The sequence below is a fragment of the Exiguobacterium sibiricum 7-3 genome (assembly GCF_000620865.1).
GTDB lineage: Bacteria > Bacillota > Bacilli > Exiguobacteriales > Exiguobacteriaceae > Exiguobacterium_A > Exiguobacterium_A sibiricum_A.
In genome coordinates, this window is sequence record NZ_KK211190.1 from 899,407 (window position 1) to 921,975 (window position 22,569).

A 22,569-nucleotide genomic window follows, 5' to 3' on the forward strand; every position below is an offset into this window, starting at 1 on the left:
CCGACTATCACTCAATAGCGGGTTCGCCTCTTCTTTGGAACCGTAAGAAAGCTGTACAATCCAAGCCGTATGTAATTATTTTGTAAACCAACAGGTCAATAACAAAAGGACGGCTATTAAAAAAATCACGAGGAAGACATATTGCTTTTTATCGGATTTTTTCTTGGAATTTGCTAACGTGACACTCGTAACTAAGACAATCGCGATCGCGAACCATGTCCAAAAGCTCATAATTTCCCTCCATTCCAAAGACACAATCAGGTACACCGAAAATTCGGTGTACCTGATTTAAATTGTTCAGTTATTGATATATTTTTCGTAGAACGAACCAAAGTCTTTTTGATTCCACTTGTAGTAATGGCCCTGTAACCAGTCAAACGACTCTTGCGATAAGTCTTTGAACGTTTGCGGGACGTTCATATCGCCTTGGCGGAGACCGCCGAGAATCGTCACGGAATGATTCAGTGAACTGTTAGCGAACTCAAGCATCTTTTGTCCCTCGTATTGTTTTTCGGCAATGGCGAGAAGCGCTTTGTAAAGATCCTTCACGTGTTCGAGCTGTTTTTTATCGACATCAATCGAATAGTGTTTTCCGCCAATCTCAAACTTGATCTCGACATCGAGATCAACCGTACCGGCCGTTTCAAACATGACATGACGAATCGGGTAATGGGCATACGGATAACGGTAGAGAACACGTTTTGAGCTGACGGCACTTTCTCCATCAAGATGGACCAATGCCAGATTCGTAAAGCAGTACTCATCCGTTTTCGATTTGATTAAGAAATAAATTTTTTCGCCGTCTTCGTGTAACACGTAGTCGTCCGCGGCGGCCTTGTCAAAATCGTCCGGGTGAATCACTTGCCCAATATCACTGAATCCTGTTAAATCGGCTGCTAGTTTCTTGAACATAAAAATTCCTCCTTTGGTAGATGCGACTAAGTATGGATACGGCAATCAAACTAAAAAGGTTTCATGTTTCAAGAATTCGAGGTCCGCTTTAAAACTCCTGTATAGATTTCAAAGTGAGCGTTCTATCGGATCTTTTGGATCAATCTCAATCAAAATATGTACGCTGGTTTTGTTTAATTCTGCATATCCTTCCGCCACACAACCGTGCAGTCGAGAGAATTGTTCCGCTAAAAAGCCGGCTTCTAATTGGAAATAGCCTGCAGGACGGTCGAGGCGTGTCGATTCAGGGGGTGTTAATACAAAACTCAAAGAGTTTCCTTTTTGTTTTTTTAGTTCGAGATGTCCCCAACCCGCTTCGTAAAAAAAGGGAGCTGCTTCTTCTGCACTTAAGACCGGAAATTCACGTGCCAGTCGCTTGCCTGCCCAATAGATGACATGGCGGTAATCTGTTCCTAATAAATCCATCAGCACATAGTCACGAATCAGTTCGATTCCGAATGTGGAAGAGGGGGTTGGTACTGAATCCATCAACAATCACTCCTATCTCTGAAACTATTATAGCGGGGTAATTCTCCTCGGTCATTGTTTTCCTGAAAAAATTTGCAGTTATTTGCAGTTAAATGCAACGGCTCGGGTTGTCTTATAAAAAGGACAGGAGTAGAATAAGTGATGAAAAGACGAATTTCCTTATGAAAGCGCTTTTCTACCAAAATGCGCCAACATTTGATTGGCAAACAAAAGGGGGGATTTGGATGACGAATCATCGTGATTTCGTGGGGCGTAAAATACACTCACTGCTCGGCGTCATTCCAATCGGGTTATTTTTACTTTCTCATTTTACGACGAACTATTTCATCGTTCGTGGGGAGGAAGACTTTAATAAGGCTGCGGAAGTCGTGGGGAGCGTTCCGTATCGGTTGTTCTTGGAAGTGTTTGTCATCTTCATTCCAATCATCCTACACGGTATCTACGGTGTTTACATCGCGTTTACTGGTTCCGCGAACACAGGTCGTTATACATACTTCCGGAACTGGATGTATGTGCTACAACGCTTTTCAGGTATTTTCCTTGTCGTGTTCATCACATGGCACGTTTGGGAAACACGGATTGCGGCAGCAATGGGTACGGAAGTTGATGCGAGCATGATGCAAAATATCGTCGATAACGGATTCATGCTTGCCTTCTACATCGTCGGGATTTTAGCGACGACGTTCCACTTGGCGAATGGTCTCTGGACGTTCTGCATCACATGGGGAATCACACAATCACCCGCTTCTCAAAAAGCGATGTCTTATGTGGCAGCCCTCGTATTCATCGGATTATCGTTTGTAGGCGTACGCTCGATCTTGACGTTTGCAGGCGTGTTGTAAGGAAAGGGGAACTAACAACATGGCGAATAAGAATCTTGTCATCATCGGTGGAGGACTCGCCGGTTTGATGGCTACGATAAAAGCAGCAGAACAAGGTGTACCCGTAAAATTATTCTCACTTGTACCGGTCAAACGTTCACACTCCGTTTGTGCACAGGGGGGAATCAACGGGGCCGTCAACACGAAAGGGGAAGGTGACTCACCTTACCAGCATTTGGACGATACGGTATATGGCGGCGATTTCTTAGCCAACCAGCCACCGGTCCAAAAGATGACGGAAGCAGCGCCGAAAATCATTCATATGTTCGACCGGATGGGCGTCATGTTTAACCGGACACCGGAAGGATTACTTGATTTCCGTCGTTTCGGAGGAACATTACATCACCGGACGGCTTACGCCGGTGCAACAACAGGGCAGCAATTGTTGTATGCACTTGATGAACAGGTCCGTAAGTTTGAAGCGCAAGGTTTGGTAGAAAAATATGAAGGATGGGAATTCCTTCGTGCAATCATCGATGAAGAAGGTATTTGTCGTGGTGCGGTGTGTCAAAACTTACGTTCGATGGAAATCGAAGCGTTCGCAGCTGACTCAGTCATTTTAGCAACAGGTGGTCCGGGGGTTATCTTCGGAAAATCAACAAACTCGGTTATCAACACAGGGCAGGCAGCGGCGGCAGTCTACCGTCAAGGTGCCATTTATGCAAACGGTGAGTTCATTCAGATTCACCCGACAGCGATTCCCGGAGATGATAAACTCCGTCTCATGAGCGAATCAGCACGTGGTGAAGGTGGACGTGTCTGGACCTACAAAGACGGTAAGCCATGGTACTTCCTTGAAGAAAAATATCCGGCTTACGGAAATCTTGTGCCACGTGATATCGCGACGCGCGAAATCTTCGATGTCTGTGTCAATCAGAAGCTTGGTGTCAACGGGGAAAACATGGTCTACCTTGACCTTTCTCACAAAGATGCGAAAGAACTGGACGTCAAACTGGGTGGGATTCTTGAAATCTACGAAAAATTCGTCGGAGATGATCCACGAAAAGTACCAATGAAAATCTTCCCGGCAGTCCATTACTCAATGGGTGGATTATGGGTCGATTATGATCAAATGACGAACATCCCGGGCTTATTTGCATCCGGTGAGTGTGATTATTCGATGCATGGCGGTAACCGTCTAGGAGCGAACTCGTTATTGTCTGCCGTATACGGCGGAATGGTCGCTGGACCGGCAGCCATCGCTTACATGAACGATCTCGATCAATCCGTCCATGAAATGCCGGAAGAAGTCGTCGAAGCGCATAAGATTGCAGAAATCAACCGTTTCAACGACATCCTCGCGATGGAAGGTACGGAAAATGCATATCAAATCCACCGTGAACTCGGTGAAGTCATGACGGATAACGTCACGGTTGTTCGTTACAATGACAAACTCGAGCAAACGCTTGAGAAGATCAAGGAACTCCGCGACCGTTTCACACGCATTTCAGCGACGGATACAGCGCGTTGGAGCAACCAGGGCGCATCGTTCATTCGTCAACTCGATCATATGCTTGATCTTGCGGAAGCCATCACGCTTGGAGCCTTAAAACGGGATGAGAGCCGTGGGGCCCATTACAAACCGGACTTCCCGGAACGTGATGACGAACGATTCTTGAAAACGACGATGGCTCGTTACACGAACGGTCATCCGGAAATCTATTACGAAGAAGTGGATACATCCTTGATTCCACCGCGTAAACGCGACTACAGCAAGAAGTCGAAGAAAGAGGTGAAGGCATAATGGCGACACCACTCGAACAGAAAACGAATCAAAAACCGGTTCAATTCATCGTCCAACGTCAGGATGGACCGGATGGTAAAGCATATGATGAAGCATTTGAAGTCCCTTACCGCCCTAACATGAATGTCATTTCGGCCTTGATGGAAATTCGTCGTAACCCGGTCAACGCAGCCGGAGAAAAAACGACACCCATCAACTGGGATATGGGCTGTCTGGAAGAAGTATGTGGGGCGTGTTCAATGGTCATCAACGGAACACCCCGTCAATCATGTACAGCACTTGTCGACAAGCTCGAGCAACCGATTCGTCTTCAGCCGATGCAGACGTTCCCAATCGTCCGTGACCTTCAAGTCGACCGTCAACGGATGTTTGATGCCTTGAAGAAAGTCAAAGCATGGGTACCGATCGATGGGACGTATGATTTAGGTCCAGGACCCCGGATGCCGGAAAACAAACGCCAATGGGCATACGAACTTTCGAAATGTATGACATGCGGTGTCTGTCTTGAAGCGTGTCCGAACGTCAACGACCGGTCGAACTTCATCGGACCGGCATCGATTTCGCAAGTCCGTCTCTTCAATTCGCATCCAACCGGTGCGTTCCACAAAGAAGAGCGTCTTGAAGCTTTGATGGAAGACGGTGGAATCATGCAGTGCGGAAACGCACAAAACTGTGTGGAAGTGTGTCCGAAAGGAATTCCATTGACAACGTCAATCGCAGCGATGAACCGTCAAACGACATTGCACTCATTCAAGAAATTCTTCGGCAGTGACGAAGGACGCACGGGAGAAGCAGTCAGTCGTTAATACGAAAACGTAAAATTAAAGAAGGGGCGATGCTCCTTCTTTTTATAATTTAAGGAGGAAATGGTTGTGCGTGTACCTAGTTATATCAATGATTTGGACCAGTGGTTGGAACAGATGAAGCACGGCACACGGCTTGATGTCGCGGTCCGGTTCGCTGAAACCGATGCTTACGGTCACATGAATAATCGGGTTCCCTTCGTTTATTTCGAAGATGTCCGGACCTTGATGCTTGAAGAAACAGGCTACTCGCTTGCTGATGACGGAATCGTCGTCGTCGCGGATGCGCAGTGTAACTACATCCGACAAGTCTATCCACGGGCCCGTCTTGCCGTCTACGCGTATCCTGTCCAGGTCGGAACGGCTTCGTGTGATGTCCATTACGCGGCATTCAGTGAACAAGAGGAATTGATGTTTACAGGACGGACCTCGATGGTTCAGATTGATCGCTCCGGGAATGCCTTTCCTTGGAATGAAGCCTATAAAAATTCCTTGCAGAATCGATTCGAATCCGTTATCATTTGATAATGAGTTCACATATTCGAAAACGACTCACTAGTACGTTATTAGTGGAGGGAGATTTCTTAATCATGGAAAAAACATTCAAAGTCATCGCGGATTCAGGCATTCATGCTCGTCCGGCAACACAACTCGTCAACACAGCTTCTAAATTCCAATCAGACATCAACTTGGAATACAACGGAAAGACTGTTAACCTCAAGTCGATCATGGGTGTTCTTTCACTCGGAATCGCAAAAGACTCAGACATCAAAATCGTTGCAAACGGTGACGATGCTTCTGAAGCTATCACGACTCTTTCAGATATGCTGACAAACGAAGGTCTTGCTCAGTAATCCTTTATCGTACATTCTTGGACGCCGGTCTTGCACCGTCGTCCTTTTTTGTTACCATATGAGATGAGAGGAAAGTGAGGGGAAATCGTGAATAGATCAATTGGAGTATTAGATTCTGGGGTTGGTGGATTGACGGTCGCACGTGAATTGATGCGTCAGCTGCCCCATGAACAAATCATATATGTCGGAGATACATTACGGTGTCCGTACGGTCCCCGGCCGGAAGAAGAAATTCGTCAATTTACGTGGGAGATGATTGATTTTCTTGTCGCTCAGGATGTGAAATTGATCGTCATCGCCTGCAATACGGCAACAGCGGTCGTCTTAAAAGAAGCGCGTCAAAAGTTATCGATTCCAATCATCGGTGTCATCGATCCCGGTGCACGGGCAGCGGTCAAAGTGACGCGGTCGAAACGAATCGGTGTCATCGGTACGAAAATGACGATTGAAAGCAACTCGTATGAAAAAGCATTACGTCACGTTGAGGGTCAGGTCGTTGTCGAGTCGCTAGCCTGTCCACCGTTCGTCCCGCTTGTCGAATCATCCCAGACAAGTGGAGCGTATGTTGAGCGCGTCGTTGCAAACACGTTGAAACCATTGCTCTCATACGATATGGATACACTGATTTTAGGATGTACGCACTATCCGTTGCTTGCAGAAGTCATTGGACGAGTCATCGGACCAGACGTCCAGCTGATTTCTTCAGGAGATGAGACGGCGCTTGAAGTCAGTGCATTGCTTGATTATAACGGCATTACGGCAGATCTTGATCGTGTTCCGGAACATGTCTATCATGCAACCGGTGATACACGCTCTTTTGAACGAATCGCCAGTGACTGGTTAAATCAACCGGTTCAAGCGAAACGGTTAGTGTTAGGAACGGAGGAAGAAAAATGCGTTTAGATCAAAGAGGACGGACGGATATGCGGAAAATTCAGTTTGAGACGGGTGTCAGTAAACACGCGGAAGGATCCGTACTGATATCGGTTGGGGATACACGCGTCTTGTGTACCGCAACGGTCGAAGAAAAAGTCCCGCCCTTTTTACGCGGGAAACGACACGGCTGGATCAATGCCGAATATGCGATGTTGCCGCGGGCGACAGCACAACGGACAGGACGGGAAGCCGTTCGAGGAAAGCAGACGGGACGGACGATGGAAATTCAGCGATTGATCAGTCGGGCATTACGTTCTGTCGTCAATCTGGAGAAATTGGGCGAACGGACGGTTTGGATTGATTGTGATGTTCTGCAAGCAGATGGTGGAACCCGGACAGCGGCGATTACAGGCGGTTTCCTGGCGCTTGTCTTAGCGGTTGACGGATTGATTCAAAGCGGCAAGCTGACGGATACACCAATCAAAGAAGGAATTGCGGCAGTATCCGTCGGGAAAGTCGGGACGGAGCTGTTGCTTGATCTTTGTTATGAAGAAGACGCAGCGGCAGATGTCGACTTGAATCTTGTCATGACATCATCCGGAAAAATCGTCGAACTGCAAGCGACAGGGGAAGAAGCAACCTTTTCTCGCAAAGAAATGCTCGATATGCTTGAACTTGGGGAAAAGGGTATTGAAGAACTCCTTCATGCGGCCGAACAATCGTTAGGCGCCTCATGGTGGTATGTCGGGGAAGAGGTGGAGCACGGATGAAAATTATCGTAGCAACGAGAAATCCAGGAAAAGTTGGTGAGTTTCAAGCGATGCTCGGACGACTCGGATACGACGTTGAATCCTTACTGGATTACGAGACGGCACCGGAGACCGAAGAAACCGGATCGACATTTGAAGAAAATGCGGAATTGAAATCCAGAGAAGCGGCAGCCTACTTTGGTCACGCCGTACTATCGGATGATTCCGGGCTTGAAGTGGATGCATTAAATGGAGCGCCTGGCGTCTACTCTGCCCGTTTTGCAGGAGAGGACAAGTCGGATGCGGCCAATAATGCGTTGTTGTTAGAAAAATTAGCAGATACACCGGCAGATCAGCGGGCAGCTCGTTTCGTCTGCGCCTTGTCGCTTGCAAAACCGTCGGGTGAAACATTGACTGTCCGCGGGACGATGGAAGGGCAGATTGGATTTGAAGCGAAGGGGACAAACGGTTTTGGTTACGATCCGTTGTTCCTCATTCCGTCATTAAATCAGACGGCAGCCGAACTAACAAAAAGTGAAAAGGCGACCATCAGCCATCGTGGACAAGCATTGCGAAAACTTGAAGCGGCATTAACTACTTTTTTGGGAGAGTGATTTTAGATGAAAGCGTTAATCGTAAGTGACAGCCATGGTCTCGATCAGGAACTATTGACGATATTCAACCGCCACCAAGAAGCAGATGTTGCCTTTCATTGCGGTGATTCCCAACTGACAGGGAATACCGAATCGTTATATCCCTATCGTGTTGTAAAAGGAAATTGTGATTACGGGAATGATTTTCCGGACGACGTCGTTGAGGAACTGGGCGCGTTTCGTGTTTTATGTGTCCACGGTCACCGGCAAGATGTGAAGTACAGTCTGGATCAATTGGTTCACTACGCTGATCAAAAAGCGGCAACAATTGTCTTATACGGTCATTCGCATGTCGCAAAAGCCGAACAGCGGGACGGTAAATTATTCATCAATCCGGGTTCAATCCGGATGCCGCGCCATCGTCCGGAAAAGACGTATGCGTTGCTGGCGGTAGAAAATAATCAATTTACAGTCGATTTTTATGATTTGACAGGTGAAAAAATTAATGCTTTACATCTCGACGGAACACTTTAAAAAGAGTTTTTACGAATGTGATTGACACGAAAGAATTGTTTTAGTATAGTTTATTCGTGTTGACACGTCTCAATAGCTCAGCTGGATAGAGCAACGCCCTTCTAAGGCGTCGGTCGGGGGTTCGAATCCCTCTTGGGACACTATAATTAAAATAGAGACTTCTCTTATGAGGGAGGTCTCTTTTTTTTATGCTTTTTTTCGGGTATACTTAAGGTATCGTGAACTTGAAAGGGATGATGAAGATGTTGAAGAGAATGAGTGGAATCCTCTTACTGACAGCGGCTTTAGCCGGCTGTAGCGAGGTTACGGATACAGTGGATAATGCGAAACAACAAGTGACGGATGTAAAGAATAGTGTCGATTATGCAGGACAATTGCAAGACATCGCCAAGGATACGTCGAAAGTGACATCAGAGTTATCGACAAAACTCGACCAGGCAGCGACAGAAGCACGCGATGCCGCAAATCCGGAACAAGCACTTGATCAGCAAATCGAAAAATTACAAAATGATGGAACGGTTCAACAGTTGAACGGAGAGTTGAACCAAATTGATGAACGGCTTGCGAATTTAGACAGTCCGCCCGCGGAGCTGAAGAACTTAAGTGAAAAACTGGAGCAGTACGTAAATCAATCGGAAGATATCACACGATTGCTGGAAACCGATGTTTCCTTGGATACACTTAACAAAATGGGAATCGAACAGGCGGGGCAATTACAAGAAGCCATCTCGAACTGGACTTCTTTGCTTGATCCGTTTACAAAGTAAGACAGATATGAAAAAGGTGGGATGACTGTGAATCAGTCGCAATCACGTTGGATGGAACAACCGTTGGAAGACGAGCGAAAGCGGCTTGCAAGACTGAGTCAAGATGAGTTGACGGCTGAGTTGGGGCAACTAAAAATCTTGGAAACAGAAGAAGACATTCTCTATATGCTCTATACGATTCAGGAAGCCTTTATGAAAACTGAACAAGGTGTGGAGGCCTATTTACAGGTGACCGAGCCTTTTCTGGATGTAGATGGTGTCGAGCAACTCATTGCCCTTTTCATGTATGAAAAGGGAGAGTGGTATTCATTTAACGTGGCCTTACGGACTGCCTCTCCCTATCTTCCGTATGGTCTTGCATTAAAGTTAGACGAAATGGCCCAGTCGCTCTCGCGTAAGAAAGGGGATGCTCGACAAACGGATGATTCCTCCTATGTGAAAATCCGTGAAACATCACCATTGCAGTTAGACGCAGGTGACTGGGTTGAATTTTACCGGCTCGGGACGATTGCAGAACAGTTTCGATTAATCGGACAACTCGATTTACAGACAAATCCTTCTTTCGTCCACTACATTGTTCAGGACTACTTCACGGGAGAAGATGTCAAAGAACAGAGTGCTCTCGTCATTCAGACATGGCTTCCACAACTACCTAAGGATCGGAACCTCTTTCCGCTTCGGATATCGATTCCGTCCATCCGGGTAGAACATGTCTTTGAAAATCTGGATCAACTCGAGAGACATGTCACGAGACAGGCGCTAGAATTACAGTCTTTTAGTGACGAGACATTTAAATTAAGACGAATGGATCCGTTTAAGGCACTGTTGTTCATGAGTTGGTATCAAATCGTCTTTCCGAAAGAAACACTGGAGGGGGAAGACGGCTGGCAGAAATGGTTGGATGCAGTCGATGAATTGACAGAACTCGACTTCAGTTCGGAAACACCACCATCCGGTTTGAGTGAACAAGCTAAAAGGATTTATCAGGCTGTTTATTTCGTATTACCGGAAGGGAAACAGTACGAGCAGGCATTACTTCTCTAATTCAAGGGAATGCCTCGTTCAACAGTGGTAATCCTCAGAACGATTGTGCTATAATGTGACTTGTTGTACACACACGTACGCTAATTGACATTTTTGGAGGGACTCAGCATGACTGCAAAATGGGAAAAACAATCAGGTAGCCTCGGCGTTCTCACGTATGAAGCGCCTGCTGAAGCATTTGATAAAGCGGTAGACCAAGCGTTCAAAAAAGTCGTTAAGACATTGAACACACCAGGTTTCCGTAAAGGAAAAATGCCACGCGCAATGTTTAACAAAATGTACGGCGAAGAAGCACTTTACCAAGATGCACTTGATATCTTATATCAAGACACAATCGAAGGTGCTGTCGTCGAATCAGGAATCGAGCCAATCGCGCTTGATAACATCGACGTCGAAACACTCGAAAAAGGAAAACCAGTTGAGTTCAAAATCACATTCGTGATTGAGCCGGACGCAACACTCGGTGAGTACAAAGGTCTTGAGTACACAGCAGTCGAAACAGACGTTACAGACGAAGATGTCGATGCTGAACTCAAAACAATGCAAGAACGCGGTGCAGAGCTCGTCGTTAAAGAAGACGGCGCGATCGAAAATGGCGATACAGTCGTATTCGACTTCGCAGGTTTCGATGGTGAAAACCAATTCGACGGCGGAACTGCAGAAAATTACTCACTCGTCATCGGATCTGGAAACTTCATCCCAGGATTTGAAGAGCAGATGGTTGGTCTTAAATCAGGCGAGCAAAAAGATATCGACGTCACGTTCCCAGAAGAGTACCATGAAGCATCACTCGCTGGAAAACCAGTCGTATTCAAAGTAACAATCCATGAAATCAAAGCACAAGAACTTCCTGAATTGACAGATGAGTTCGCTAAAGAAATGGACGAAGAAGTTTCTTCTCTTGATGAGTTGAAAACAAAAATTCGTACACGTCTTGAAAACACACGTAAACAAGAAGCTGATGCTTCAATGCGTGATGAGTTGGTTGAAGCTGCGACTAAAAACGCAACAGTTGATCTTCCAGAAGTCATGGTTGAAAACGAAGTTGAGCGTATGGTCCAGGAATTCACACAACGCATTCAGTCACAAGGAATTGACCTTAACATGTACTTCCAGTTAACTGGAACGACTGAAGAGGCAATGCGCACTGAAATGAAAGAACAAGCAGAAGAGCGCGTTAAAGCTCGTCTCGTTCTTAAACAAATCGTTGCAGATGAAAAAATCGAAGTTACTGAAGAAGAAGCGCAAGCTGAACTTCAATCGATGTCTGAACTCTACAACATTCCTGCAGATCAACTCGAAACGATGCTTGCACCACAAGGCGGACTTGATACACTTAAAGGTGATCTCCAGTTCCGTAAAGCAATCGACGTTCTCGTTGACAACGCAAAAGCGAAATAAGCAAACAACCGAACAGGATCGACTTCAAGACCAATTTCTGGTCTTGAAGTCGATTTTTTTGTACGATAGGTCAAACAAGGACAAACAAAATTATATTTTTCAAATCAAACTGTAAAACGCTCATCCAAGATTTGAAAGAGTTTCCTTGTTCATGCTACAATCATAAATAGTAAAACGTGAGAATAGATGCGAAACGGATCTATACAAATTCCACGTTAAAGGGGTGGACCTTTATGTTTAAATTTAACGAAGAAAAAGGTCAGCTAAAATGTTCTTTCTGCGGAAAGACACAAGAACAAGTGCGCAAACTTGTTGCTGGACCTGGCGTATACATTTGCGATGAATGTATCGAACTCTGTAATGAGATCGTCGAAGAAGAGCTTGGTACAGAAGAAGAAGTCGAACTGAAGAACGTACCAAAACCGCATGAAATCCGTGCGACTTTAAATGACTATGTCATCGGGCAGGAAAAAGCGAAAAAATCGTTATCTGTCGCGATGTACAATCATTATAAACGGATCAATGCCGGTGGACGTGCCGACGACGTAGAATTGTCTAAATCCAACATCGTCATGATTGGACCGACTGGTAGTGGTAAAACACTCCTCGCACAAACGATGGCCCGTATTCTGAATGTTCCGTTCGCAATCGCGGATGCAACAAGCCTGACGGAAGCCGGATATGTCGGGGAAGATGTTGAGAACATTCTCTTAAAACTCATTCAAGCTGCTGACTATGATGTCGAAAAAGCAGAAAAAGGTATCATCTACATCGATGAAATCGATAAAATTGCCCGTAAATCCGAGAACCCATCGATCACACGTGATGTCTCAGGTGAAGGTGTACAACAAGCGCTTCTGAAAATCTTAGAAGGTACAGTTGCGAGCGTTCCGCCACAAGGTGGCCGGAAACATCCGCATCAAGAATTCATTCAAATCGATACGACGAACATCTTGTTCATCGTCGGTGGTGCCTTTGACGGGATCGACCAATCGATTAAACGTCGTCTTGGTAAAAAGGTCATCGGATTCGGAAACGATTCTGAGAACCGTAACCTGACGCAAAAAGAAATCCTTGCGGCTGCTTTACCGGAAGATTTACAGAAATTCGGATTGATTCCGGAATTCATCGGACGTTTACCTGTCATGGCGACACTTGAGCCGCTTGACGAAGAAGCGCTCGTTCAAATCTTAACAAAGCCGAAAAATGCACTCGTCAAACAATACAAAAAAATGCTTCAACTGGATGATGTCGAACTCGACTTCACAGATGACGCACTCGTCGAAATTGCGAAACTTGCAATTGAACGGAAAACAGGAGCACGTGGTCTTCGTTCAATCATCGAAGAAACGATGCTTGATATCATGTTTGAAATTCCATCACGTGAAGATATTGCGAAAGTCATCATCACAGCAGAAACGTTGACTGGAAAACGCGGTCCGACGCTTGAGTTGAAGGATGGCACAATTGAACATGGTAAAGAAAAAGAAACGGCGTAACACCGTGACAAATCGGCTCGGAGGCTACTTGTACGCCTTTCCGAGTCTTTTTGTTTAGGAGGAGATTTTTGATGAAGACAAAACAATATCCATTATTGCCACTACGTGGTGTCGTCGCCTATCCATTAATCGGCCTGACGATTGATGTCGGGCGTCCTGTCTCGCTCAAAGCATTACTGGCATCGAAAGAACATGAAATTGATTTGGTTGTCGTCACGCAACGAGATCCGGAAGCGGAACCATCTGTTGACGGCTTGCATACGATCGGCACGCTCGTTCAGATTGCGAAAATGAGTGAGCTTGGCAACGACACGGTCCGCGTGCGGGTTATCGGTAAAGAACGTGTCCGAATCGATCAAGTAACAGAAACGGATGAAGGCTATCAAGCGAGTATCGAACCGATTGAAAAAGCAGACATCAAAGGAGCGAAGCAAGAAGCGCTCGTCCGTCTGATCAAGGAACAATTTGGACAATTGGTATCACGCATCAAAGGAATCGGGACAGATGAACGGCGCCGTTTTGAGACATACGAACGACTTGACTCGTTGACAGATTATATCGCTTCTAAGTTGCCGATCGACATTGCGAAAAAACAGGAATTTCTGGAAGAGAATGATCCCGTTGAGCGTGGGGTCATGCTTCTTGATGTAATGAAACATGAATATGAAGTCGTCGAATTGGAACGCGAAATGCGGGAACGGACGAAAAAGACGATTGAACAGTCGCAACGTGAATATTATCTACGGGAACAGTTGAAGACGATTCAACAGGAACTCGGTGGAGAAGCAGTCTCGGCAGAAAGTGACGCTGTGAAGTATAAAGAAAAATTAGCGATGCTTGATTTGTCGGAAACGGCAGTCGTTAACATCGAAAAAGAAATCAACCGACTTTCAGTCGTCCCGGCAACGAGTCCGGAACATGGTGTGATCCGGAATTATTTGGAGTGGTTCTTCTCCCTTCCTTGGAACGAAGCGACCGACGATTTTTTGAACGTCGAAGCCGCATCGGAACAGTTGGATGAGGATCATTATGGATTGGAAAAAGTGAAGGAACGGATTCTTGAATACTTGGCGGTCCGACAGTTGACCGATTCGTTACGGGGGCCGATTTTATGCCTCGCCGGTCCTCCGGGAGTAGGTAAGACCTCACTGGCCCGGTCAATTGCTACAGCGCTTGAACGGAAATTCGTTCGTGTCTCGCTTGGTGGAGTACGCGATGAAGCGGAAATCCGAGGGCACCGCCGGACCTATATCGGAGCCATGCCCGGCCGGATCATTCGCGGCTTGAAGCAAGCCGGAACAAACAATCCGGTGTTCCTGCTCGATGAAATCGATAAGATGGCAAACGATTTCCGTGGCGATCCGTCTTCAGCGATGCTTGAAGTGCTGGATCCGGAACAAAATAACAGTTTTTCCGATCACTATATCGAAGAACCGTTTGATTTATCCAACGTCCTATTCATTGCAACCGCAAACGATGTCTCAAATATTCCGGGCCCTTTGCTTGACCGGATGGAACTGATTCAAATCGGCGGCTATACGGAACAGGAAAAAACAGAGATTGCAATCCGGCATTTATTGTCGAAACAATTAAAAGAGCACGGACTGAAAAAAAGTCAGCTGACGGTTAAACCGGATGCCTTACAAGAGGTAGTGCGCCGGTATACACGGGAAGCAGGTGTCCGGAGTTTAGAGCGTGTCATCGGTGCGTTATGCCGAAAAGCGGCGAAGCAAATCGCAATGGGTGAAAAGAAACGGGTTACGGTCACGAAACGCAATTTACCTGACTTCTTAGGTAAACCGATCTATCGTTACGGTCAAAGTGAACTTGAAGATACGATTGGCGCGGTGACCGGTTTAGCGTATACTGCATTTGGGGGCGATACACTGACGATTGAAGTGAGTCTCGCTCCAGGTAAAGGGAAACTGCAGTTAACGGGGAAATTGGGAGACGTCATGCAAGAGTCGGCTCAAACGGCATACAGCTTTGTTCGGGCGAATGCAGAAGCGTTTAAGATTGATCCAAATTTCTATGAGACACAAGACATCCACATTCACGTTCCGGAAGGCGCAGTCCCGAAAGACGGCCCTTCGGCAGGTATCACAATCGCGACCGCACTGATTTCCGCGTTGACGAAACGACCTGTACGGCGAGATGTCGGTATGACCGGAGAGATTACGTTACGAGGACGGGTGTTACCGATTGGTGGTTTAAAAGAGAAGTCACTTGCCGCCCATCGTGCCGGTCTGACGACAATTTTGATGCCGCAAGATAATACACGTGATATCGATGAAATTCCGGAAACGGTCCGGGATGGCATTCGTTTCATACCAGTCGCGACAATGGATCAAGTGCTCGAACATGCATTAAAAGGAGAGTAACATGAAAATTTATAAAGCAGATTTTATTACGAGTGGAGTCAATCCGGAACATTATCCGGAACCACTCCTTCCAGAGGTAGCACTAGCCGGACGTTCGAACGTCGGAAAGTCGTCGTTCATTAACAAACTCGTTCAGCGAAAAGCACTCGCCCGCACATCATCAAAACCGGGTAAAACACAAACGTTAAACTTCTTTAACATCAATGATGAAGTCATGTTTGTCGACGTACCCGGTTATGGATATGCGAAAGTTTCAAAAACCGAGCGTGAGGCATGGGGCAAGATGATGGAAAAGTATTTCACGACACGTGAAATCTTAAAAGGGGTAGTTCTCCTCGTCGATATCCGTCATGAACCTTCAGCAGATGATGTCATCATGTATGATTTCTTGAAATACTATGATTTATCGGTCATCGTCGTAGCGACGAAACTCGATAAAATCAAGCGTGGTCAACGCGATAAACAGATTGCGGCAATCAAGCGGAAATTACAGTTTGACGGGCAAGACACATTCATTCCATTTTCTTCAGAAACGGGTGAAGGTGTCGATGCGGCATGGGAAGCCATCTATCGCCACTTATAATGCAAATGAATGGGAACGACTGCCTATCGGTAGTCGTTCCTTTTTTTATCCAAAATATCCCTTTCAGAAATAAACACTTCCCATATATGCGATGGATTGTTTTCACGTTACAATGGAAAAAACAAAAGAGACGGAAAGGGACGTGTAAAGATGAAGCGATATAAATGGATCGCAGCAGTAATTGTCCTTCTGATTTTGACACCACTATTGATTTGGTTCATACAAAAGGAACGGACATTAAACGTAATCCTGTTTGATTACACGGTAGGAAAACAACAACGGGAACATGCAGGAACGACCTGGTTGTTGAATCATTTGAAAATCACGAAGGATGAAGGAAAGAATTATACATACACGGATTACATCAACCGGTATGACGGGACACAAGGCGAAACGATGCTGAAACAAGCAGCGAAGGCGGATGTCCTGTTGTTTACGGACACGTACGGGAAATCCTATACGGTCGATGGTAAACAACAACACCGTGGCGGACTGACAGCTGAGGATGTGGCACTCGCGACAGATGCCATCTCAAAAGGAAAGACAGTGGTTGCAGAGTTCAATACAGCAGCCAGCCCGACGCCATCCGATCGTTCCAATTCCTTTCGACAATTGTTTGGTACGGCATGGACGGGATGGATTGGCCGCTTTTTCCCGGACTTAACGAAATTACAGGGACTCGATCAGACAGTCATCGACAAATTGAAGATTCAAGCAAAAGACAAAGCGTTTAAATTATCCGGACCTGGTTATGTCTTTATCAACGATTCAACGGAAGAAGTCTTTTTCGTCAACGATGAGACGCCTCTCTTGTACACATGGGATAAAAACCAAGGGCAGGCGAAGGATGAAGTCCGCTACAACTACTGGTTTGAAGTATTAGAGCTTGACGGAGGCGAACAACAGGCCCATTTCTCTTGGAATCCGTCAAAGAAGACACAAGCCATGTTGCGTGAGCGGCAATTGCCTCTTGAATTCCCTGCGTATGTTAAACAAGGAAGCGGCCATTATTTTGCAGGTGATTTCACAGATGTGGCCGATATTCCGCGCTACTATCGTTATGCCAGTCTTGACTGGTTCCGTAAGCAATTCATTTTGGATAGTGCAGACAGCGAGACCGCATTCTTTTGGAAAGTCTATGCACCGACCATCAGTCGTATTTTGAAAGAAACCAAAGTCGTAAAACAGCAGGCGACGCAAGTTAAACCGTTGGCGCAAACGAAAGTCAACAATCAAACAGTCCGTACACGGGCACGTTCTGGTCAAGACACACTTGAGATGTATCAAGACGGGAAATGGAAACCATATTTTGTTAAAGGTGTGAATGTTGGACTCGGACGTCCCGGTGCTTTCCCGGGAGAACATGCTATCAGCCGCAATGAATATGACCGGTGGCTGAAACAGATGGGCGAGATGGGGGTCAATACCATCCGTATTTATACACTTCACCCTCCGGCATTTTATGATGCGTTAAAAGCTTACAACGAAACAGCAAAAACACCGATTTATCTGATGCAGGGCATGTGGGTCGAGGAAAAACCGTTTGAAGAATTAAAAAATGCCTTTGAACCGAATTTTTTGAAGATGACGGATACGGAAGCCGAACGGATGGTCGACGTGATTCACGGGAATGCGGTCGTCAAGGAAGTCGTCGGGCATGCTTCAGGAACCTATACGTCAGACGTTTCGCAATACGTTTCTGCATTTGTGTTCGGGATTGAATGGTTACCGGATGCAGTCATCGGAACGAACAAAAAAAATAAAGGTCTTCGGTACGAAGGGAAATATGTGACGACGACAAAAGAAGCCTCCCCGTTCGAGTCATGGTTAGCCGGTCGAATGGATCGTGCGACACAACATGAGCTCGACACGTACAAAACAACCCGTCCAATCGCAGCGACGAACTGGCCGACGACGGATCCGCTTGCGCACCCGAAGGAAGTGGAGGAAGAACAGGATTTAGTATCGATCGACTTCAATCACATTGAAGCATCAAAAGACTTTGCGGGCGGCGTCTTTGCCTCATATCACATTTATCCCTACTACCCATCGTTCATCAAGGAAGAATTTGGACGGAAAGGGGATACCGGCTCAGAGTCATACAGCCGTTATCTGAAACGCATGAAAGACTATCATGACATGCCGTTACTCGTTTCCGAATTTGGCATTCCGAGTTCGCGTGGGAAAACGCACCTTGGACCAAATGGATTTGATCAAGGGCATGTCAGTGAAGAAAATCAAGGAAAACTCGTCGCTAAATTATACCAAGATATCGTCGATACGAAGATGGCCGGTGGACTGGTCTTCATTTGGCAAGATGAATGGTTCAAACGGACGTGGAACACGATGGACTATGATGATGCCAACACGCGTCCCCGTTGGTCAAATGTCCAAACGAGCGAACAGCATTTCGGGATGCTCGGTTTCTTAAGATCCGACATTACGATTGACGGAAAGATGGATGACTGGAAAGGGTATGCGCCAGTAGCGGAAACGGACGGTCAAGCCATTTACATGACATCAGATGAAGCCTATCTGTATGTCCGGATTGACCGGAAAAAAGCGGAACCGACGACACTCGCCTTCTCGACGAAACCGAATGATGGAAACTTGCAAGTTGGACGGTTGAAACTAGAAGAAGGAGCAGAATATCGTTTAACGCTTGCAGATCAAGCACGACTCGATGTCGATGAACGGTATGACATCTTCCGCTATCATTACGGATTGAAAAAACCGTTTGAAATGGTCAAACCACCGTCAGATAAACAAAATAGTGGAAACTTTAATCCGATTTACCAAATGCTCGATTATGCAAGAAGAGACCCGGTAACTAAAAAAATCATCAAGCCGGCAGTGAAGTGGGACACCGGCATTTTACATGAAGGACCACCGGAAAGTATCTTGACCGATATCTCTGACATGAAGCAGAAACAAATCGAGCTCCGGATTCCATGGATGTTATTGAATGTGCGGGATCCAAGTAAACATGAAATCATTGGAGATTTCTGGAAAGATGGGCTCGAAGCGAAGATGATTACGGAAGGTATTGAAGTGACCGGTCAAATCGGGACGACACGGATTCCAGAAAAAGACCGTGGGTTTTACAATTGGTCGGAATGGACAAACCCGCAACAGCGTGAAGCGTTGAAACCGGTTTATCAAACGATGCAACAAGCGTTTAAAGAAGGAGTGAGGTAAATGCGTCGGGAAGAAATGTGGAAACTGATCAATGCGTCCATTACACCGCTAGACGAGGAAACGAGTTCTGCGAACATGGCGTCAGAAGAAGAAATTAAGCAATCGACCTCTGGTGTTGTGTTTATCCATACGGTTGGTTTAATGCCGGAAACGGTTAATGATTTAATTGAGCAAGGACATTGTGTCCGGACAGACATCTCTTATGCGGATGTCGTCCTCGCGAGCAGTGCTGTTGAAGAAGAACGGATACCGGTTCTCTATCTCAATCCGAACGAATCGGACAGTTCTCTTTATTTACTTGATAATGCACGGGAAGTAATACCGGCTGAGGTTACGATAGATGTATTGCTCGACCGTATCAGCCGGTACAAACGCGTTCAACGAATTATTGATGCTGTCATCGTGACCGAGGATCCGCATTTGAAACGTCTCTTGGAGCGGGAACTGGCGAACCGGTTTGAGACACTGTCCGTATATGAACGGACAGAGTCATTTTTAGAAGAACATGCGGCAATGCGTCCGTATCTTCTTGTCTTTTCATCTGCTCTTCCGCGCGCAGATGGTCTTGAGTTACTCTTGCGCGCCAAAACCGAAAGTGTTATGCCGTTTCATGCCATCATGATTTCGATGTACAACCGGGAACGGGATCATGTGCTCGCAATCGAACGCGGCGTCGACGGAATCATGACGCTCCCGCTTAAAGTGGAGGAATTTCGGGCATGGCTCAGAAAACTGGAGGGGATGAACGAATGAGATGGATTTTTACTTTCATTCTTATCCTGGTCATTCTTCAGGTGGCAGCTTTAGTCTATCTGGTTATTCAAAAACGTAAGCGTGCCAAACAAGAGGATGACCGGTTAACCTGGCAACTGCATTTCCGGGATGAAATCTATGATTATGCGACGAGTAAACAATCGAAGATGCCGGATATTTTACCAGGAAATGAAGATTTGGTTGAATTGGAATTGTTTGCCCTGACCAATTTGACAGCGACCGAGTCGCATCAAGAGAAAATTTACCGGTATGTCGAAACGAAACTGCTGACCTATTATCAAAAACAGATTCGGCACCGGCGGATTGACCGACGTCTGAATGCCTATGAAGCAATCGCTCAGTTCCGGTTGAGTCCGGTCGCAGAAACCCTTCAGCAAAAATTGCACAAACAATTATCAAAAGAAGAAGAAGACGTCATTGTCCGTACCCTCGTATCGATTGCACCGCATCTGGCAATTGAGGAAGCTAAACAGCAAAACGATATCAGTTTTTTCGGTGCTGTACTGGCTGTTGGTCGCAGTCGCGATTTGTCGCCTTGGGTGACAGCATTTGATCAGCTGACGGAATCTTTTCAAATGGCGATTCTTCAACTGATTTATGATCGTGACGAGACGCAGTATGCAGAACTTGTTCGGATGAAGACGAACGACGCCAATCCCGAAATCCGGAAGCGGGCTCTGCGCGCATTGACTCGGATTGGTCTCGAAGACGACTGGCAGCTCTATACGCCGTATCTCGAGGATGAGACGAGTTGGGTCGAGCAGATGTTAGCCCTGCGTTTTTTAGAAAACGTAACACCAAAAGATTCAATCGATTACATTTTACCGTTTGTCGGCAGTCGTTCCTGGTGGGTACGAACGGCGGCATTTGATGCCCTGCTAGCCTGCGGTGGTCTCGAACAATTGGCGCTGGTCGCACAAGATCACCCAGACCGTTATGCGAAACAAAAAGCAACGGAGCGGTTAGCAAAGGAGATGAAACAACATGTTGTCATCTGAAACCATTCAAAAGATTATTGATGTTTTATCATGGACTGTATTGATTTATATGATTCTCGTCATCATTTTCTATTCATCGTTGTATCTGATTTCGGCACAAATGGTCCGGAAACAACGGTTCCGTCGAAAGGAAAGTTCGTATCTTCCATTGATGCGTTCTCTTTATACACGACCGGTCAGCGTTCTTGTTCCGGCGTACAATGAAGAGTACACGATTGTCACCAGTGTCCAGGCGCTGCTTGCGCTTGACTATCCGGAACATGAAGTCATTGTCATCAACGACGGATCAAGTGATGGCACGATGGATGAGTTATTTAAGTCATATGAGCTTGAAAAAGAATTGCGTTTTCCGCGGATTCTGATTGGATCACAACCGATCAAACAGGTCTACCGTTCACGGATTGACGCCCGATTGATTGTCATCGATAAAGAGAACGGTGGAAAAGCGGATGCATTGAATGCCGGTATCGACTATTCGAGTTATCCGTACTTTTGCTCACTGGACGCCGATTCGATTCTCGAACGTGATGCCTTACTGAAAGTTATGAAACCGATTGTTGAGTCCGATGAAGATGTCATTGCGACATGCGGTTCGATTTTTCTCGTCAACGGTTGTACGATTGAAGGCGGAGAAATCGTTGAGATTCGGACACCAAAGCAGCGAATCGTATTGATGCAGATGATCGAGTACTTCCGGGCGTTCCTGTTCGGTCGCCTCGGACTCAGCCGTTTTAATTTATTATTGATCGTTTCCGGCGCTTTTGGATTATTCCAAAAGTCCATCGTTGTTCAAGCTGGCGGGTATAAAGAAGGGCTCGTCGGAGAAGATATGGAACTGGTCGTCCGACTGCACCGGTACATGAAAGAAAACAAAATCGATAAACGGATTGAGTACGTGCCGTCACCGGTCTGCTGGACGCAGGCACCGGATACGATGGAAGTCTTACGGTCACAGCGGACCCGCTGGCACCGTGGACTGGCTGAAACGTTATGGACGCATAAACGGATGATTGGGAATCCACGCTACGGCTTCGTCGGAAGCGTCTCGATGTTGTACTTCTTTTTGATTGAATTACTGGGACCGATTGTCGAGTTGATTGGATATTTCATCATTCCGCTCAACCTGCTTGTCGGAACACTTAATTTTGAGTTTGGTATCGTTCTGTTGACGGTGGCCCTATTGTATGGATCGTTGTTATCAGCCGGGGCTGTCTTGCTTGAAGAATGGACGATGCACCGATTTAAAAACGTCAAGGAATTAATCCGATTGTACCTGTGGTCACTGACAGAATCGTTTTGGTACCGCCCGATCCTTGTGTTCTTTAAACTGGGTGGATTAATTCAGTTCATGACGGGCCGCGGTCAATGGGGTAAAATGGAACGACAACGACTGGATGATGTCGTAACAGAAGAAGCGAAAGAAAAAACAAGTTGATTGTAAACTCGTAGG

22 protein-coding genes and 1 tRNA gene are annotated in these 22,569 nt (G+C 46.2%); 20 read left to right on the forward strand and 3 right to left on the reverse strand.

Annotation, left to right across the window (positions count from 1 at the left end):
- Window positions 1–75 precede the first annotated feature (75 nt).
- From P402_RS16985 to P402_RS0105485, 3 genes are all read right to left on the reverse strand, one after another.
- Window positions 76–231 carry a hypothetical protein gene (locus tag P402_RS16985; RefSeq protein WP_160168608.1) on the reverse strand — a complete coding sequence of 52 codons (156 nt, stop codon included), beginning with the start codon at window positions 229–231 and terminating at the stop codon, window positions 76–78.
- A gap of 66 nt (window positions 232–297) precedes the next feature.
- Window positions 298–912 carry a PH domain-containing protein gene (locus P402_RS0105480; protein WP_012371029.1) on the reverse strand — a complete coding sequence of 205 codons (615 nt, stop codon included), beginning with the start codon at window positions 910–912 and terminating at the stop codon, window positions 298–300.
- Window positions 913–1,020: 108 nt separating this feature from the next.
- Complete coding sequence (locus P402_RS0105485; RefSeq protein ID WP_026827777.1) at window positions 1,021–1,440, reverse strand: DUF2507 domain-containing protein; 420 nt, start codon at window positions 1,438–1,440, stop codon at window positions 1,021–1,023.
- Between the two features lie 224 nt (window positions 1,441–1,664).
- On the opposite strand from P402_RS0105485, the gene P402_RS0105490 reads away from it, so the two are divergent.
- From P402_RS0105490 to P402_RS0105585, 20 genes are all read left to right on the forward strand, one after another.
- Window positions 1,665–2,282, forward strand: coding sequence for a succinate dehydrogenase cytochrome b558 subunit (locus tag P402_RS0105490; RefSeq protein ID WP_026827778.1), 618 nt, complete (start codon window positions 1,665–1,667; stop codon window positions 2,280–2,282).
- 19 nt (window positions 2,283–2,301) lie between these two features.
- Window positions 2,302–4,065: a succinate dehydrogenase flavoprotein subunit gene (gene sdhA / locus P402_RS0105495; protein WP_012371026.1), complete on the forward strand. Its 1,764-nt coding sequence runs from the start codon at window positions 2,302–2,304 to the stop codon at window positions 4,063–4,065.
- Window positions 4,065–4,871: a succinate dehydrogenase iron-sulfur subunit gene (sdhB, locus tag P402_RS0105500; protein WP_012371025.1), complete on the forward strand. Its 807-nt coding sequence runs from the start codon at window positions 4,065–4,067 to the stop codon at window positions 4,869–4,871. Before sdhA ends, sdhB begins: the two co-directional genes overlap by 1 nt.
- Window positions 4,872–4,931: 60 nt before the next feature.
- Window positions 4,932–5,393 carry an acyl-CoA thioesterase gene (locus P402_RS0105505; protein ID WP_051525124.1) on the forward strand — a complete coding sequence of 154 codons (462 nt, stop codon included), beginning with the start codon at window positions 4,932–4,934 and terminating at the stop codon, window positions 5,391–5,393.
- Between the two features lie 65 nt (window positions 5,394–5,458).
- A complete protein-coding gene (locus P402_RS0105510; RefSeq protein WP_026827780.1) occupies window positions 5,459–5,722 on the forward strand; it encodes a phosphocarrier protein HPr in 264 nt (87 codons plus the stop codon).
- An 87-nt stretch (window positions 5,723–5,809) separates the two neighbouring features.
- Window positions 5,810–6,625 (forward strand): glutamate racemase, encoded by an 816-nt coding sequence (gene racE, locus P402_RS0105515; protein ID WP_026827781.1) that lies wholly within the window; start codon window positions 5,810–5,812, stop codon window positions 6,623–6,625.
- The gene (rph, locus tag P402_RS0105520) at window positions 6,616–7,368 is read left to right on the forward strand and encodes a ribonuclease PH (protein ID WP_026827782.1); all 753 of its coding nucleotides are present in this window, start codon (window positions 6,616–6,618) and stop codon (window positions 7,366–7,368) included. The genes racE and rph overlap by 10 nt, the downstream gene beginning before the upstream one ends.
- Window positions 7,365–7,961, forward strand: coding sequence for an XTP/dITP diphosphatase (locus P402_RS0105525; protein WP_026827783.1), 597 nt, complete (start codon window positions 7,365–7,367; stop codon window positions 7,959–7,961). Before rph ends, P402_RS0105525 begins: the two co-directional genes overlap by 4 nt.
- 6 nt (window positions 7,962–7,967) lie before the next feature.
- A complete protein-coding gene (locus P402_RS0105530) occupies window positions 7,968–8,474 on the forward strand; it encodes a metallophosphoesterase family protein (RefSeq protein ID WP_026827784.1) in 507 nt (168 codons plus the stop codon).
- A gap of 66 nt (window positions 8,475–8,540) precedes the next feature.
- Window positions 8,541–8,614 (forward strand) — tRNA-Arg (locus P402_RS0105535).
- A gap of 114 nt (window positions 8,615–8,728) precedes the next feature.
- Window positions 8,729–9,241, forward strand: a complete 513-nt coding sequence (locus P402_RS0105540) for a hypothetical protein (protein WP_235188826.1) — start codon at window positions 8,729–8,731, stop codon at window positions 9,239–9,241.
- 21 nt (window positions 9,242–9,262) lie between these two features.
- Window positions 9,263–10,285 (forward strand): hypothetical protein, encoded by a 1,023-nt coding sequence (locus tag P402_RS0105545; protein WP_026827786.1) that lies wholly within the window; start codon window positions 9,263–9,265, stop codon window positions 10,283–10,285.
- Between the two features lie 108 nt (window positions 10,286–10,393).
- On the forward strand, window positions 10,394–11,686 hold the full coding sequence (tig, locus tag P402_RS0105550) for a trigger factor (RefSeq protein ID WP_012371016.1): 1,293 nt from the start codon (window positions 10,394–10,396) through the stop codon (window positions 11,684–11,686).
- A 233-nt stretch (window positions 11,687–11,919) separates the two neighbouring features.
- The gene (clpX, locus tag P402_RS0105555) at window positions 11,920–13,185 is read left to right on the forward strand and encodes an ATP-dependent protease ATP-binding subunit ClpX (protein WP_026827787.1); all 1,266 of its coding nucleotides are present in this window, start codon (window positions 11,920–11,922) and stop codon (window positions 13,183–13,185) included.
- 71 nt (window positions 13,186–13,256) lie between these two features.
- Entirely contained in the window at window positions 13,257–15,566 is a 2,310-nt protein-coding gene (lon, locus tag P402_RS0105560; RefSeq protein WP_026827788.1) for an endopeptidase La, read from the forward strand.
- A 1-nt stretch (window position 15,567) separates the two neighbouring features.
- The gene (yihA, locus tag P402_RS0105565; RefSeq protein ID WP_012371013.1) at window positions 15,568–16,149 is read left to right on the forward strand and encodes a ribosome biogenesis GTP-binding protein YihA/YsxC; all 582 of its coding nucleotides are present in this window, start codon (window positions 15,568–15,570) and stop codon (window positions 16,147–16,149) included.
- Between the two features lie 150 nt (window positions 16,150–16,299).
- Window positions 16,300–19,347 (forward strand): hypothetical protein, encoded by a 3,048-nt coding sequence (locus tag P402_RS0105570; RefSeq protein ID WP_026827789.1) that lies wholly within the window; start codon window positions 16,300–16,302, stop codon window positions 19,345–19,347.
- Window positions 19,348–20,100, forward strand: a complete 753-nt coding sequence (locus P402_RS0105575) for a response regulator transcription factor (protein WP_026827790.1) — start codon at window positions 19,348–19,350, stop codon at window positions 20,098–20,100.
- Window positions 20,097–21,119 (forward strand): HEAT repeat domain-containing protein, encoded by a 1,023-nt coding sequence (locus tag P402_RS0105580; RefSeq protein ID WP_026827791.1) that lies wholly within the window; start codon window positions 20,097–20,099, stop codon window positions 21,117–21,119. Before P402_RS0105575 ends, P402_RS0105580 begins: the two co-directional genes overlap by 4 nt.
- Complete coding sequence (locus P402_RS0105585) at window positions 21,106–22,554, forward strand: glycosyltransferase family 2 protein (protein WP_026827792.1); 1,449 nt, start codon at window positions 21,106–21,108, stop codon at window positions 22,552–22,554. Before P402_RS0105580 ends, P402_RS0105585 begins: the two co-directional genes overlap by 14 nt.
- Window positions 22,555–22,569: the final 15 nt, after the last annotated feature.